This is a genomic window from Roseomonas sp. KE2513, from assembly GCF_016107305.1.
Taxonomy (GTDB): domain Bacteria; phylum Pseudomonadota; class Alphaproteobacteria; order Acetobacterales; family Acetobacteraceae; genus Roseomonas.
The window spans coordinates 16458-31319 of sequence record NZ_RCVR01000002.1; the positions used below are offsets into that span (position 1 = coordinate 16458).

Annotated in this window: 16 protein-coding genes; 9 read left to right on the forward strand and 7 right to left on the reverse strand. The window is 70.0% G+C overall.

Annotated elements, in window-relative coordinates:
• Position 1 precedes the first annotated feature (1 nt).
• Positions 2 to 1216, reverse strand: a complete 1215-nt coding sequence (locus tag D9599_RS02290; protein WP_198379613.1) for an ABC transporter substrate-binding protein — start codon at positions 1214 to 1216, stop codon at positions 2 to 4.
• Complete coding sequence (locus D9599_RS02295) at positions 1213 to 2073, reverse strand: GntR family transcriptional regulator (RefSeq protein WP_198379614.1); 861 nt, start codon at positions 2071 to 2073, stop codon at positions 1213 to 1215. Before D9599_RS02295 ends, D9599_RS02290 begins: the two co-directional genes overlap by 4 nt.
• Before the next feature lie 126 nt (positions 2074 to 2199).
• On the opposite strand from D9599_RS02295, the gene leuC reads away from it, so the two are divergent.
• Genes leuC through D9599_RS02320 form a run of 5 tightly spaced genes read left to right on the forward strand, consistent with a single transcriptional unit; the run spans position 2200 to position 6767 of the window.
• Positions 2200 to 3624: a 3-isopropylmalate dehydratase large subunit gene (leuC, locus tag D9599_RS02300; protein ID WP_198379615.1), complete on the forward strand. Its 1425-nt coding sequence runs from the start codon at positions 2200 to 2202 to the stop codon at positions 3622 to 3624.
• Between the two features lie 2 nt (positions 3625 to 3626).
• Entirely contained in the window at positions 3627 to 4277 is a 651-nt protein-coding gene (leuD, locus tag D9599_RS02305; protein WP_198379616.1) for a 3-isopropylmalate dehydratase small subunit, read from the forward strand.
• Positions 4274 to 5071, forward strand: coding sequence for an MBL fold metallo-hydrolase (locus D9599_RS02310; protein ID WP_198379617.1), 798 nt, complete (start codon positions 4274 to 4276; stop codon positions 5069 to 5071). The genes leuD and D9599_RS02310 overlap by 4 nt, the downstream gene beginning before the upstream one ends.
• Entirely contained in the window at positions 5068 to 5964 is an 897-nt protein-coding gene (locus D9599_RS02315) for a hypothetical protein (RefSeq protein ID WP_198379618.1), read from the forward strand. Before D9599_RS02310 ends, D9599_RS02315 begins: the two co-directional genes overlap by 4 nt.
• Complete coding sequence (locus tag D9599_RS02320) at positions 5961 to 6767, forward strand: HpcH/HpaI aldolase/citrate lyase family protein (RefSeq protein ID WP_198379619.1); 807 nt, start codon at positions 5961 to 5963, stop codon at positions 6765 to 6767. Before D9599_RS02315 ends, D9599_RS02320 begins: the two co-directional genes overlap by 4 nt.
• Before the next feature lie 14 nt (positions 6768 to 6781).
• On the opposite strand, the gene D9599_RS02325 is transcribed toward D9599_RS02320, so the two are convergent.
• A complete protein-coding gene (locus D9599_RS02325; RefSeq protein ID WP_198379620.1) occupies positions 6782 to 7510 on the reverse strand; it encodes a hypothetical protein in 729 nt (242 codons plus the stop codon).
• A 92-nt stretch (positions 7511 to 7602) separates the two neighbouring features.
• Between D9599_RS02325 and D9599_RS02330 the strand changes: the two genes are divergently transcribed.
• Both D9599_RS02330 and D9599_RS02335 read left to right on the forward strand, forming a co-directional pair.
• Entirely contained in the window at positions 7603 to 8580 is a 978-nt protein-coding gene (locus D9599_RS02330) for a tripartite tricarboxylate transporter substrate binding protein (protein ID WP_198379621.1), read from the forward strand.
• Positions 8581 to 8605: 25 nt separating this feature from the next.
• A complete protein-coding gene (locus tag D9599_RS02335; protein ID WP_198379622.1) occupies positions 8606 to 9580 on the forward strand; it encodes a tripartite tricarboxylate transporter substrate binding protein in 975 nt (324 codons plus the stop codon).
• Positions 9581 to 9593: 13 nt separating this feature from the next.
• Here the strand turns inward: D9599_RS02335 and D9599_RS02340 are convergent, their stop codons facing one another.
• The gene (locus D9599_RS02340; RefSeq protein WP_198379623.1) at positions 9594 to 10556 is read right to left on the reverse strand and encodes a tripartite tricarboxylate transporter substrate binding protein; all 963 of its coding nucleotides are present in this window, start codon (positions 10554 to 10556) and stop codon (positions 9594 to 9596) included.
• Positions 10557 to 10560: 4 nt separating this feature from the next.
• Positions 10561 to 11793: an NAD(P)/FAD-dependent oxidoreductase gene (locus D9599_RS02345; RefSeq protein ID WP_198379624.1), complete on the reverse strand. Its 1233-nt coding sequence runs from the start codon at positions 11791 to 11793 to the stop codon at positions 10561 to 10563.
• Positions 11794 to 11887: 94 nt separating this feature from the next.
• Here D9599_RS02345 and D9599_RS02350 point away from each other — a divergent pair, with 94 nt between their 5' ends.
• Entirely contained in the window at positions 11888 to 12673 is a 786-nt protein-coding gene (locus D9599_RS02350; protein WP_198379625.1) for an aspartate/glutamate racemase family protein, read from the forward strand.
• 45 nt (positions 12674 to 12718) lie between these two features.
• Positions 12719 to 12883, forward strand: a complete 165-nt coding sequence (locus D9599_RS02355) for a hypothetical protein (protein WP_198379626.1) — start codon at positions 12719 to 12721, stop codon at positions 12881 to 12883.
• Positions 12884 to 12937: 54 nt separating this feature from the next.
• Here the strand turns inward: D9599_RS02355 and D9599_RS02360 are convergent, their stop codons facing one another.
• Together D9599_RS02360 and D9599_RS02365 are read right to left on the reverse strand one after the other, a co-directional pair.
• Complete coding sequence (locus tag D9599_RS02360; protein WP_198379627.1) at positions 12938 to 14398, reverse strand: HWE histidine kinase domain-containing protein; 1461 nt, start codon at positions 14396 to 14398, stop codon at positions 12938 to 12940.
• Positions 14395 to 14862 (reverse strand): response regulator, encoded by a 468-nt coding sequence (locus D9599_RS02365; protein ID WP_198379628.1) that lies wholly within the window; start codon positions 14860 to 14862, stop codon positions 14395 to 14397. Before D9599_RS02365 ends, D9599_RS02360 begins: the two co-directional genes overlap by 4 nt.

Sequence of the window (14862 nt, forward strand, 5' to 3'; positions counted from 1 at the left end):
GTCAGCCCTGGATCGGGAAGACGGGCCGGGCGTCGGCCACCTCGGTGGGGAAGATCACCTTGATGTCGCCGTCCTGGACCTGGGTGTTCACGGGCCGCGCGCCCTGGTTCTGGCCGCCCACGAAGCGCGTGGCTCCGTAGGGCATGATGTGACCCGAGTAATCGGAAGCCGCGAGCGCCGCGATAACCTTCGCCCGGTCTGCCGCCCCGGCGCGGTTCACCGCATCAGCCACCAGCTTCACGCAGGAGTAGTTCAGCGGGATGTTGTAGGCCCAGAACTTGCCAGCGGCGTCCACCTGCGCCTTCAGTGCCACGGCCTCAGGGTTCTTCGGGTCGTGCCAGTGGTTGCAGTCCATCACGCCCAGCGCCGCGTCCGGGAATTCCTTGACAAACCGGTAGTTCGAGGCGGCGCCGTTCAGAACGGCGTAGATCCCCTTCGGCCGGATCCGCTGCTGCCGCATGGTGCGGGAGAGCAGCACGAACTCCCCGTAATAGGAGGAGGGGATCAGCAGGTCCGGCCGCAAGGAGCGCAGGCGCAACGCAATGTTGTTCATGTCGCGCGCGGGAGTGGGATGCGGGATCGTCTCCAGCACCTCGAAGCCGTGCTTCGGCAGCTCCGTTGCCATCAGCCGCGCCAGGCCCGAGCCGAACAGCCCGTCCTCGTGCACCAGCACGACGGTCTTGCAGGGTTTGCCCGCAGCGTCGTTCAGCCGGATAAGGTTCTCCACCGCCGCCGAGGTTACCGTCCCGAAGCCTGGCGCCAAGCGGAAGGTATTGGCCAGGCCACGCGTGACGATGCTATCCGCCACCCCGACATCGACCACATAGGGCAGGTCGTAGCGCGCGGCGGCCTGGCTGGCGGCCAAGCAGATCGGGCTGGCAAAGCCGCCGACGATCGCGACCACTCCCTCCCCTTGCAGCTTCTCGACCTCCTGCGCCCCGGCCTCGGGATTGGAGCGCGCGTCGGCCACCACCAGCTCGATCTTCGCCCCGCCCAGCGCCGGCAGGCCACCATCGGAGTTGATCTTGGCAACGGCTGCCTCCGCACCCAGTCGGCCAAGCTCCCCGTCCTGCGCCAGCGCGCCGGTGAGGGGTTGCAGCAGGCCGATCTTCACGGCAGCGGACTGGGCCCGCAGCACGGTCGGCATCGCCAGGAGCGCGGCGCCCGAGGCCGCGGCGCCAAGCAGAGCGCGGCGGTTGATGGGATAAACTGTCATCGGCTCGTCCTCTTGCGCTCTGATGGGGAGGTCTTCGTGGAACTTAGCGATGCCGCCTTTGTATGGGCGGCATCGGCCGCGTTCGCTGCGGGCGGCACGCTCATCGGGCTCCAGCGCCGCTCGCCCTCGGCGCCGGTCCGCTGGAGCTGCATTTCGAAGGAGAACCGGTCCGGGCGGTACAGGGCGCGCAGGTGCTCCACCGGCCGCCCCTCCTCGTCCTGCACCAGCCGCGTCAGCGCGATCAACGGCGCGCCGATCTCAACCTCCAGCGCCTCGGCCAGCTCCGGTCCGGCGAGCGCCGCGCCGATGCTCTGGCGCGCCCGGCCGATCCTCAGCCCCGACCGCTCGAGCAGCGTCAGCAGCGGCTGGCTCGCCAGTTCCGCTTCGGAATAGGTCCGCCCGATCTCCGCGGGCACGTGGGTGGTGAGGTGGGAGAAAGGCCCGCCGCCCATGCGCCGCACGCGCACGGCCCGCTGCGCCGCCTCGCCCGGCACCAGTTCCAGCGCCTCCGTCACGGGCGGCGGCGGCACGGCATATGCGAAGGACAGCAGCCGCACCTCGGTGCGCCGCCCCATCTCCTTCAGGTGCAGGAAAACGTCCGAGAAATCGACGATCGTCGGCGGCAGCACCGCGCCGGCGCGCACGAAGGTGCCGACGCCGGGGCGCCGCTCCACGAGTTGTTCCTGCGCCAACTGGTCCAGCGCGCGACGCACGGTCACCCGCGCCACGCCATGCTCGGCGGCCAGGTCCGGCTCCCCCGGCAGGCGCGCGCCGGGCGGCAGCACGCCGCCCGCGATGCGGTCGCGAAGCACGAGGTAGATCCGGCGCGCCTTGAAGGGTTCGACCGCCGCGCTCAAACGTCCGCTCCTTCGTGCCCGCCTGTCCTGTCGGTAGGACAGCCTCCTGTCTAGGTTACAGAACAGGAGGATTGCATCAAGCCTCATCGCAAGCCTATCGTTCCGAAGCACAGGGAGGCCAGGACAATGGCGGACCAAGCGCCGCGCACGCTGTTCGACAAGGTGTGGGACGCCCACGTCGTCCTGACGCGCGAGGACGGGCAGGCCCTGCTGCTCATCGATCGGCACTTCTTCCACGAGGGCTCGCACCACGCCTTCAACCAGCTGGCGGCGCGCGGCGCGCGGGTGGCCCATCCCAGTCAGAATATCGGCGTGGTGGACCACTACATCCCCACGCGCGGCCCGCGTCATGCGGGTGCCGGGACGATCGTCGATCCCACGATCCGGCGCATGGTGGAGCAGGTTACAGACAACGCTTCGCGGCACGGCCTTCGCCTCTTTGGCCTCGACAGCCCGGGGCAGGGCATCGTCCACGTCGTCGGCCCTGAGCAGGGCCTCACCCTACCCGGCCTCACGATCGTCTGCGGCGACAGCCACACCTCCACCCATGGCGCTTTCGGCGCTCTCGCCTTCGGCATTGGCGCGAGCGAGGTGGCGCATGTGCTGATGACGCAGACCCTCTGGCAGCGCCGCCCGGGGCGGATGCGGATCGCGGTGGAGGGGGAGCTGGGCCCGGGGGTCGGCGCGAAGGACATCGCGCTCTCCATTATCGCCCGTATCGGGGCTGACGGCGCGGCACGCCACGCGGTGGAATATGCCGGCTCCGCCATCCGCGCCCTGTCGATGGAAGGGCGGCTGACCCTCTGCAACCTTGCGATCGAGTCCGGGGCGCGGTGCGGCATGGTGGCGCCGGACGAGACCACCCTCTCCTTCCTCCACGGCCGCCCCCTTGCGCCGCAAGGCGCTGAATTCGAACGGGCGGCAGAAGCCTGGTTGGCCCTGCACGGCGACGCGGATGCCGCCTTCGACCGCGAGGTGACGCTGTCGGCGGACGAGATCGCGCCGATCGTCACCTGGGGCGTGAGCCCGGAGGACGCGCTGCCCGTCACCGCCACGCTGCCCGATCCCGACCGCACCCAGGACCCCGCCCGCGCCGCCGGGATTCGCGACGGGCTGGACTACATGGGCCTCCGCGCCGGGCAGAAGCTGTCAGACATCACGGTGGACCGCGTCTTCATTGGTTCCTGCACCAACAGCCGCATCGAGGACCTGCGCGCGGCCGCCGCCGTGCTCGCCGGCCGTCGTGCCCGCGTGCCCGGCCTCGTCTCCCCTGGCTCTACCCTCGTGAAGCACCAGGCGGAGCAGGAGGGACTGGACCGCATTTTTCGCGACGCCGGGCTGGAGTGGGTGGAATCCGGCTGCTCGATGTGCGTGGGCATGAACGGCGACCTGCTGGCCGCCGGGGAGCGCTGCGCCTCCACCACCAACCGCAACTTCAAGGGGCGGCAGGGCAAGGGCTCGCGCACGCACCTCATGTCGCCTGCCATGGTCGCCGCCGCTGCAGTCACCGGCCACCTGACCGACGTGCGCCCCCTGCTGGAGGGCCGCTGACAGTGCAGCCCTTCCGCAACCTGACGGCCACCGCCTGCCCGCTGCCGCTGGCGAACGTGGACACCGACCAGCTCATCCCCGCGCGCTTCATGAGCCGCCCGCGGAGCGCCGGCTACGGCGATGTGCTGCTCCACGACCTCCGCTTCGACGCGGACGGCGCGATGCGCCCTGGCTTCCCGCTCAATGATCCGGCGCGCGCCGGCAGCGGCATCCTCGTGGCCCGCCGCAACTTCGGCAGCGGCTCCTCGCGCGAGGCGGCAGCTTATGCGCTGGTGGACCACGGCATTCGCTGCGTCCTCGCGCCCAGCTTCGGCGACATCTTCAGCAGCAACGCCGTGAACAACGGCCTTCTTCCGGCACGGCTGGAGGAGGAGGCGGTGGAGTGGATCCTCGCCTGGCTGCAAGCGGGCAATACTGAGATTACGGTCGATCTTGAGGCCTGCAGCGTATCGGCCGCTGGCCGCAGCTGGAGCTTCGCCATCGATCCGGTCTGGCGCACGAAGCTGCTCAACGGCTGGACGGACGTGGACCTCACCCTCAGCCACGCCGCCGCGATCGAAGCCTTCGCGGCCGCTGACCGGGCGCGCCGCCCCTGGGCGTGGTTGCCGGACGTGCCCCCGAAAGAAACAAGCCAGGAGACGCCAGCAGCATGACGAGCCCCGGGCCGGCCGCGCCGGATTTCACGCGAACTGGCACCCTGCCCCGCGCCATCACGCCGGACTGCCTGTGGACGGGGCGCTGCCTGCCGAGCAGCGTGCCCGACATGCACGCGCATTACGCGCTCTACCTGCTGAAAGGCAGTGAGAAGACGGTGCTGATCGACACCGGACATCCCATCCACTGGGCAGAGGTACGGCGCGACGTGGACGCCTTCCTCGACGGTCGCCCCCTCGACTACATCTTCCCGACGCACAGCGAGCTGCCGCATTCCGGCCTGCTGGAGCGCTGGATGCGCGAGTTCCCGCAGGCGGTTGCGATCGGCGACATGCGGGACTACCCGCTCTACCATCCCCAACTCGCGCACCGCTTCCGCCAAGTCGAGCCCGGCGACCGCCTGGAACTGGGCGACCGCGAACTCCTCTTCCTGCCGCCCGTCTGGCGCGACCTGCCAGACACGCTCTGGGCTTTCGACACAAAGGACCGGATCCTCTTTCTCTCGGATGCCTGCGCCTATTTCCACGCGCATGTTCCCGGCCAGTGCGACCATTTGAGCAGCGAGATTGCGCCCCCCGACCTCGCGATTATGCAGGACTTCAACGACAAGGCCCTGCACTGGCCGAAGTTCACGGACAGCCGCCCGAGTTTCCCGGAGATCGACGAGCTTCTCGTGCGCCTTCGGCCGCGCTTCCTCGCCGGCGCGCATGGCTGCGTTGTCGATACGCCGGCGGAGGCGCTGCCGCTCTTCAAGAGGGGCATCGCCATGGGCCCCGGGGCGGCAGCGGCATGACCGAGACCGAGGGCTTTGCCGAGATCATTCCCGGCACACTCGCCGCCACCGGTGGCTGGCTGGACGTGGCCGCGCGCCCCATCAGCTGGATCCCGCCCGCAGGGCGCGGCCTGCTGCCCGTGCAGGGCTATATCCTGCGCGACGGCGGGAGCTGGCTCATGGTGGATACCGGCCTTGCCGTGCACTGGCCCCTCGTGGCCGAAGGCATCCGCCGCATGCTGGAAGGCACCACCGAGCGCCGGCTGATTACCACGCGGCGCGAGCAGGACTGCATGATCAACCTGCCGGCAGTCCTCGGCGAGTTCGGCGTGCGCGAGGTGCTCTACGCAGGCGTCCTCAACCCGCTCGACTTCTTCGAGGGCGTGGAGGAACGCGACGCGGTAGCCCGGATCGAGGCGACGCCCGGCCTGCGCGCCACGCGCATCGCCCCCGGCGCGATCACGGCCATCGGAAGCCTGCGCCTGGAAGTCCTGCGCGTGGAGCTGCGCCTTCTCGCGACGAACTGGTTCTATGAGACTGAGACAGCGACGCTCTTCACCTCCGATGCCTTCGCTTTCCTCGCCCGGCCCGCGCAGGCCTGGAGCCCCGGTCTCTCGCGCCTGCGCGACCCCGACGAGGCACCGATCCGCGCTGAGGACGCCGCGCTCTATCTCTCCGCCAAGATGGACTGGCTGATCGGCATCGACCCCGCTCCGGTATTGGCCGACCTGGACGTTATCCAGGCCGCACGTCCGATTGCCCGCCTCTGCCCCGGCTTCGGCCTGGTGATCGAGGGCGAGGCGGCGGTGCGCGAAGCCTTTGAGGCAGTTCGGGAAGCGCTGCGGATCCTCGGCGCGCGTCCACGGAAGGCGTGGCGCTTCCCGGATGCGCTGCGCGAGGAGGCAGCGGCATGAGTGGCTATCCCGGCAGCACCTTTCGCGCCCGCATGCGCTCGGGAGAGCTCGCCCTGGGCAGCAACCTTCGTCTCTCCCGCAGCGCGGAGGCCGGGCCCATCCTCGCGGCCTGCGGTTTCCATTGGGCGATGCTCGACTTCGAGCACAGCCCGGCCTCGCCGCATATCGCACACGACGTGGCGCTCTCGGCCATCCGCGCCGGCATCCTGCCCCTCGCGCGCCCTGCCAGCCACGACCCGCACGAGATCGCCGGCCTTCTCACCAACGGCGCCCTCGGCCTCGTCGTGCCGCATGTGGACACGCCGGAGCAGGCGGCGGCCGTCGCGCGGGCCGCGCGCTTCGCACCGCGTGGCAATCTCTCCGTCCCCGGCACCCTCGCGCATTTCGGCTACGATAAGGGCCTCCCGGAGGCCTGCGCGATCTTCAACGAGGAAGTTGTGGTCGCCGTGATGATCGAGAGCCGCACGGCGGTCGCGAATGTCGAGGCGATCGCGGCGGTGCCGGGCGTGGACGGGCTGTTCATCGGCGGCTCGGACCTGCTCTGGGATCTCGGCCTGCCCGGCCGCTACGACGCGCCCGAATTGCTCGACGCCGTGGAGCGGACCTGCGCCGCGGCCGCGCACGACGGGCTCTTCGCCGGCATGGGCGGGCCGCGCGACGAGGGCCCCTGGCACGGTTTCCTCCGCGCGGGGATGCGCATGATCCTGACGGAGAACGATCTCTCGCTGATGATGCGCGGCGCCCGCGACCGCCGCGCCTTCTTCGAGGGCGTGCTCGCGGGCGGCGCGGCGGTGGGAGCCTGATGGAACCGCCGGCTTCAGCGTTGCGGGGCCGGCACCCCCTCCAGGACGAGCGGCCCCTGGTCGTCCACCGCGGCCCAGGCGGCGAAGGCGGGAGAGGGCAAGACGCGCCCGCTCCGCAGAAGGCGGAGCCAAGTTTCCGCTGCGCGCACGAAGGGGTTTACCCCGCGCGGCCAAATGATGAGGCTGATCGCCTCGGCCATTTGCCGCTCGTCGATGCCCACGCCGTAGGCTGCTTCCAACTCGACCTCCAGCGCCCAGAGCCTTCCACGCGCGGCATGCGCGGCAAGGCGCGCCAGCCGCGCTGTCCCATCCGGCAGGTCGCCCGCGGCATTCAGCGCGGAGGCGGCTTCGAGATAGGCGGCGGCAGGATCGTACCCCGGGAAGTGCGGCGCCCATTCCCCGCGCAGGAAGCCGAGTGCATCCGCGCCCATAGCCCAGGCCGTCTGCCGGAAAAGTGCCGCCGCCTCGCGATCGCTGCCGCCGCAACGGCGGAAGGCGGCCACATGGTGCGTGCCCACCGGCTCGTCGCAGGCCACGAGGATGGCGAGCCACACGCACTCCCGTGCGAGCGGAGTCATGTGGCGTTCATCCACCGTCAGCGCGCGGTACATTGTGCCGTAGGCGCCGTGCAGCTCCGGCAGCGCGGCGGCGAGAAGCCCGCGATGCGGCAGCACATAGCCGCGCTCCGCCTGGAGCGATGCCAGCGCCTGGCGGACACCCGCCGCGGCCTCGTTCTTGCTCATCTTATCGCGGCCCTCCGTGCCGCAAACTCCCGCGCAGCATCGCGCCGGTCAATGGATGGCAGGGCGCCCGAGCAACAAACGTGAGGAACATCATGCGTCGCCGCACCGCGCTCAGCCTGCTGTCCGCCCCGCTGCTGCCTCTGCCGCACATCGCACAGGCGCAGGTGACATGGCGCCCGAGCCGCCCCGTGACGCTGCTCGTTCCCTTCCCGCCCGGCGGCGCCACGGATCTCTGCGCGCGCGCCCTTCAGCCCGGGCTTCAGGCGGCGCTTGGGCAGAACGTCGTCATCGACAACCGGCCGGGCGCGACGGGCGTGATCGGCACGCGCGCGGTGGCCGCCATGCCCGGCGACGGGCAGGTCCTCCTCGTTAACGCCAGCGGCACGATGACGATCCAGCCCGTGGTCATGCAGTCCGCCGGCTTCGATCCCGAAAGGGACTTCAAGCCGATCATCCTGGCAATGAGCGCGCCGAACGTCGTCGTCGTCCATCCCTCCGTGCCGGCGACGAATGTCGCGGAGCTACGGAACTGGATGCTGCAGAAGGGCGATGCGCTCTCCTTCTCCTCTTCCGGCATCGGCTCGTCCGAGCAGCTCGGGCTGGAGCTTTTCCTTCTCCGCACCGGCACGCGTGCCGTGCACGTACCCTTCGCCGGCGGCGCGGCGGCGATCACGGCGGTAATTCAGAACACGGTGCCGCTCTCGATGGTGAATTCAGGCACGGCCGCGCCGCAGATCATCTCGGGCCAGGTCCGCATGATCGCCGTGGCCGGCCCCCACCGGCTGACTTGGGCGCCCGACGTGCCGACCATGGCCGAGCAGGGGCTGGAAGACCTCACCTCCCAGTCATGGACCGCCCTCTTCGTGCCGGCCGCTACACCCGAGCCGATCGCCGAAGCACTGCATCAGGCGCTTGCCGCCACGCTGCGCCAGCCGGAAGTGGTGGAACGGCTGGAGAGGATCCGCTTCGTCGTCGGGGGCGGCAGCCGCGCGGATCTCGGAAAGCTCGTCTCCGACGACCTCGTCCGCTGGCGCGGCGTGGTGCGGGACGCCCGCATCGCCGTGAACTGACGCGACCCGGACGGAGACACGCCCCATGACCGCTTCCCGCCGCTCGATCCTTGCCGCGCTGCCGGCCGGAGCCGCCCCGTTCCTCTTGCCCCGTCGCGCCGCTGCCCAGCCTAGCTGGATGCCCGCGCGACCTGTGCGGCTCGTCGTGCCATTCACGCCCGGCGGCACCACGGACCTCCTCGGGCGCCTTGCCGCCCGGGGAATGGAACCCTCGCTCGGCACCTCGGTCGTCGTCGACAATCGTGGCGGCGCCGGCGGCGTGATCGGCAGCGACCTCGTGGCGAAGGCGGTTCCGGACGGGTACACCATCCTTCTGTCGAACATCGCCTCCCAGGCGATCGGACCGGCGGTGTCGAAGCACGTGCCCTACGATCCCGTGCGCGACTTCACGCCCATCGGGCTGATCGCGGCGGTGCCGAGCGCTATCGTCGTGGCGACGGACGGGCCGATCCGCAGCCTACCCGAGCTGGTGGCGCGCGCTCGCACCGGCAACGTGAAGTTCGGCTCCACGGGCATCGGCACCTCGAGCCACGTGAAGCTCGAACTGCTCAACCGCGCGGCCGGTGTGGCGATCTTGCACGCGCCTTATCGCGGCTCCGCACCGGCCGTCGCGGACGTGCTGGGCGGGCAGATCGACGGCCTGATCGCGGCGGTTCCCGATGTTGGGCGCAACGACCGGCTGCGCATGCTGGCCGTGACCACGCCGGAGCGCGCCGCGCGCTGGCCCAATGTTCCAAGCGTGCGCGAGTTCGGCTTCGAGACGCTCGTCGCCACCAATTGGTTCGGCCTTTCCGGCCCCGCAGGCATGCCAGATGCCGCCGCAGACGCACTGCACGACGCCCTCGCGAAGGGCCTCTCCGCTCCGGACGCGCAGGAGCGGCTTCTCGACTTCGGCGCAGGGCCCCACAGCCTCTCGCGCCGTGACTACGAGGCCCTCATCGCCTCTGATGTGGCCCGTTGGGCCCGGGTCGCGAAGGAGGCGGGCATCGAGGCGGAGTGAGCCACCCCCCCGCTCAGTCCGCCCGCACGCCGGCCTCGCGCACCGCCTTGCCCCAGCGCGCCAGCTCCTCCGCGACGTAGCCCGCATACCAAGCGCGGTCATGAACCGGCGGCACGGCGCCGAAATCGGCCAGCCGTACGCGCACCGTCTCCGTTGAAAGGGCCTCCACCGCCGCCGCGCTCATCCGGTCCGCGATCACGTGCGGCAGGCCGGGCGGGCCGGAGAGGCCGAACCAGGTGGGTGCCGTCATTTGCGGCAGCCCCAACTCGGCGAAGGTGGGCACGGCATCCCAGCCCGGAGTCCGGCGCTCGGAGGTGATGGCGAGGATGCGCACGCGGTCGTTGCGTCCGGCCTCAGCAAGGGTGGTGATCATTGCCTCCACCGTTCCGCCCATGACATCCGAGATGCCGGGCGCGGAGCCGCGGTAGGGCACGTGGACAAGCTGGGTGCCCGTGAGCCGTGCGAGGGTGGTGGTCAGGACATGCGAGGTGGTTCCATTCCCTGGAGAGGCCACGGTCACCGGCCGCGCCCGCGCCGCCACCAGGAAGCCGGCCAGATCACGGGCCGGGGAGGTCTCGCCGACAACGAGCACGGAGGGCACGTCCGCGAGAAGCGCGATATGTGTGAAGTCCCGCACGCTGTCATAGGGCACGCGGGGGTAGACGTTCGGCCCCACGGCATGGGAGGCGATGTTGGACATCACGAAGGCATAGCCGTCCGGCGGCGCTTTCGCGACGACGTCGCTGCCCACCGTGCCGCCCGCGCCGGCACGGTTCTCAACCACCATGGGCTGGCCGAGCGTCCGCGTCATCCGCTGGGCGTAGACGCGAGCCACAATGTCCGTGGTGCCGCCGGGCGGGAAGGGAACGACGAAGCGGATGGGGCGGGACGGCCAAGCGCCCGCTTCTTGGGCGCGAAGGGCACGAGGAGTGGCCAGCGCAGTGGCGGCCGCGAGCAGGATGCGTCGTTCCGTCATGCCCTCACTCCACCCGCGCGGCCTCGCGCAGGCCGGTGATCATGGATGTCCGCAGCAGGTGTTCGCGCAGCCGCACCGGATCGGCGCAGAGCGCCTGCATGTCGGTGAGCATCGCGCGCCGACGGGCCGGATCGGTTTCGCGCATGCGGGCACGGTTGCGGTCGGCCTGCGCGATGATCTCCCGCTCCGCGACCGGCCGGCGGCGGCGGGTGTAGCGGTCGAGCAGCCCCTCCTCCGCCTCGGCGCGCAGCACGGGCAGGAGGGTCGCGGCGAGTTCAAAGGCATCCTGGATCCCGCCGTTCATCCCCATGCCGCCCGAGGGAGAGTTGAGATGCGCGGCATCCCCCGCGAGCAGGAGGCGCCCCTTACGGTAATCCGCCACAATCCGCTGGTGGATACGGTAGGGCCGGAGGTCCGGCACGTCGTAGGGCGTTGGCTTCGGATGAATGGCCTGCAGCTTGCGCTCGACCGCCGCGGCTTCCAGCGCCTCCTCCACGCTCTCCCCCGGCGCGGGGTAGAGGCTGGCGCGCCAGCGGCCGGGCACGCGCAGCAGCGAGAAGGTGCCGGAGAAAGCGGGATGGCTCGTCCAGACATAGTTCACGTTGGACAGGTGCGGAAGGTGCTCGTGGAGGGGGAAGGTCGTCGTCGCGAGGATGGTGGTCTCGGGATAGGTGTCGCCCGGAAAATCGAGTTCCATGGCGTGGCGGACCTTGCTGCGCGCACCGTCGCAGCCGATGACATAGTCCGCAGATACCGTCTCGTCCCCTTCCAGCGTGAGGACCGCCCCGTCTGCGTCCTGCACTACCATCGTGACGGGGGCATCGAAGCGCACCGTTCCCGCAGGCAACAGCGCAAGCAGAAGATGCGATAGCCGCTGCTGCTCGCATTGCAAGCGATGCGGAAAGGCCGTGTCCTCGCGGAGCACGGATAGGTCGAAGACCGCGCGATCGCCTGTCTCGTGCAGGCGGATCTGCCATTCCGGCGTTACCAACCCCTGCGCGATCAGCGGCCGGGCGACGCCGATCGTATCGAGCATGTCGAGCGTCGGCGGATGGAAGGTGGAGGCGCGCAGCTCCTCCGCGATCGCGGAGCCCGCCTCCAACACCACGGGCGTCGCGCCGGCACGATGCAGCAGCACGGCGAGCGTAAGGCCAACCGGTCCGGCGCCGACGATCACGATGCGGGAGGAACGATGCAGGGCGAGGACTCCGCTGGTTCGGCTTGCGCAGTCGGCCATGACCTGCCCAACTTGTCCATCACTCAACCTGAGAGGCGGGGCCATGCCGGAGCGCGAGCCGGAAGCGGGATCCCAGCCTGAACGAGGCTGACCCGTGGCCCTGGAATATGCACCCCGCGGACTCATCGGCGTGCTGACGCCGCAGGCGAACACGACGGTCGAACCGGAACTGGCGGTGCTCCTGCCGCCCGGCGTCGCGATGATCAACGCACGCCTCACCAGCCCGAAGCCGACGATCGTCGCGCGGCTGCTGGATTATCTGCGCGATCTGGAAGGGGCCGTCGCGCAATTCGCCAATGCGCCGCTGGCCGCCGTAGCCTTCGCTTGCACCGGCGCCTCCTACTACGCCGGCGCCGAGGAGGAAGCGGCGATCGTCGCCCGCATGGAAGCCGCGCGCGGCGTGCCGGTCGTAACGGCGGGACAGGCCGTGCGCGACGCCCTCCAGGCCCTGTCAGCGCGCCGCATCGGCCTTGTCTCCCCCTATCCTGACGACCTGACGCGCGCGGCCATCACTTACTGGGAGGCGCAGGGCTTCGAGGTCGTCCGCATCTCGGGCTCGGCGCTGCAGGACGGTGTCTTCCACCCGATCTACGCGATGGACAGCGCGGGCGCCCAAGCGGCGCTGGAGGCGCTGGACCCCGCGGGGCTGGACGCGATCGTCATGCTCGGCACCGGCATGCCGACGCTGCGGCCCATTATCGCGCATGGATACCGCGACGGCGTGCCCGTGCTCTCATGCATGCTCTGCCTCGCCTGGCGCAGCGTGGAGGCGGCCGCCAACGGCCCGGCCGATGCCGCAAGCCTTCAGGGATGGCTAGGTGGGCGAGACTGGCAGGCGCGCTGGCGGATGCGCCAGCACGGCGGGGCACCTAGCGCCTGATCCAGCCCGCCACTGCTCTAGACCATCTCGGACAGACGGTTCGTCTTGAGCGTGACCTTGTTAGAAACGGAACCAATGACGTTTATGATTTGTCCGGAATTCTTCTGGGCATTCTGGCGCGAGACGATCGCGGTGGGCTGTTTTTCAAAGCCTGAATCGGTGCGCAGCCAACCAACACTGGCGCATCGCCAGTGGCAGGAACGCTCATGACCCTCCTAGCTGTAGAAATGCCAGAACGAAGGAGGTTCCCGCCGCCGCCGGCCGTCAGACCGCCATCAGCCGGTTGCGGTCGCCGCTGGCCGGCAGAGCCTCCGCCGGCGAGGATTCAAGCGGCATCTGGATCTCGCAGACGAGCCCCTCCGGCTCCCATAAAAGGGCGACTTCGCCGCTCAGCTGCACACGCACCGCACTTTCCAGCATCCGCCCCCCGAAGCCGCGACGCTTCGGAACATGGTGCAGTGGGGGGCCTCCCGACTCCGCCCAGCGCAGCTTCAGGCGCGCCAGATTATCGTCACCGCGCTCCACCTGCCAGGAGACGGAGACGCAACCCTCCGCGGCCGAGAGGGCGCCGTACTTCACCGCGTTGGTGGCCAGTTCATGCGCGATCATGGCGAGCGGCTGCACCGCTGAGACGGGAAGCGAGACACGCGGCCCCTGCAGCACCGCGCGCCCGGGCTCTGTCCCCAGGAAGGGCAGGAGTTCCCCTTCCAGCAGGGCACGAAGGTCAGCCCCGGCCCAACGATCCTCGACAAGCAGCGCCTGTGCCCGGACCAGAGCTGCCACCCGCCCCTCGACCGCGCGGATATAGCCAGGCACGTCCGCCACCTTCGTCAGCCGCAGCGTGGCCTGCACGACCGCCAACGCGTTCTTCGCGCGGTGATCCACCTCGCGAGAGAGCAAGGTCTGCCGCTCCTCGGCCAGCTTTCGCTCGGTGATGTCGAGCGAGACGCCCGCCAGACCCAGCGCGGTTCCGTCGGGCGCGTGGACCGGGCGCCCGCGCACCTGCAACCAGCGCACCGTGCCGTCGGATTGGACGGCACGATATTCGACATCGTAGTCGGCGTGCTGCGACACCGAGCGCGCCAGGGCCGACTGCACGCACTCGCGGTCCTTGGCGTGGATGGCGGCGAGAAGATCCGGATAGGTGAAGGGCCCCTCCGCCCCCCCGCCAAAGGCGGCGTGGAAATGCGCCGAGGCGGTAAGAGCTCCGCTACGGAGATCCAGTTCCCAGGTGCCGAGCCGCCCGGCCTCCAGCGCTAGGCGCAGCCGCGCCTCGCTCTCGCGCAACGCCGCCAGTGTTTCCCTCTGGCCGTCACGGGCACGGGCATCGTCCTGCGCGCGCCTGACGGCGATTGGCAGCCGGGCGAGGCGCTGCTTCACCACGTAGTCCGTGGCGCCCTGCCTCACCGCCTCGACGGCGGCTTCCTCGCCCATCGTGCCCGAGACGAAGATGAAGGGCGTATCGGGCGCGATCTCGCGCGCGACGGAAAGAGCCGTGAGACCGTCGAAATCCGGAAGGACGAAATCGGCCAGGATGAGGTCGATCTCGCCCCTGAGCAGGGCCGCGGTGAACTCCGCGCGGCCGACGACGAGCTGGATGGTGCTGGCGAGGCCCGAATGCGCCAGGTACTCCGCGATCAGCTCAGCATCGATCGCGCTGTCTTCCAGGTGCAGGATGCGGCAGTCGGCGCTTTCCGTCGCCGGGGCAAGTCGGGCTTCCGTCACGTCCCCTCGCCCGGATTCCCCGAAGCGGCCTGATCCGGCGGCGGCTCGTTCAGCACGGCCCAGAAGGCGCCTATGTCGCGGATCGCCTCGAAGAACTCGCGGTGGCCGACCGGCTTCACCACGAAGGCGTTGACGCCGAGGCCGTAGCTCTTGATCAAGTCCTGCTCCTCGCGCGAGGAGGTCAGCATCACCACCGGCACGTTGCGCGTGCGCTCCTCGCGCCGCATCTCCTCCAGCACCTCCAGCCCGTCCATTCGCGGCAGCTTGATGTCGAGCAGCACCACGGCCGGCAGCTGCGGCTCGTCTGGCGAATTGCCGCGGCGGAACAGCATGTCCAGCGCCTCGACGCCGTCCCGTGCCACGAGGACCGGATTGGCCAGCCGGCTTTTCTCCAAGGCGGCCAGGGTCAGCTCGATATCGTTCGGACTGTCCTCCACGAGCAGAACGGGCCTGAGCTGCGCCAT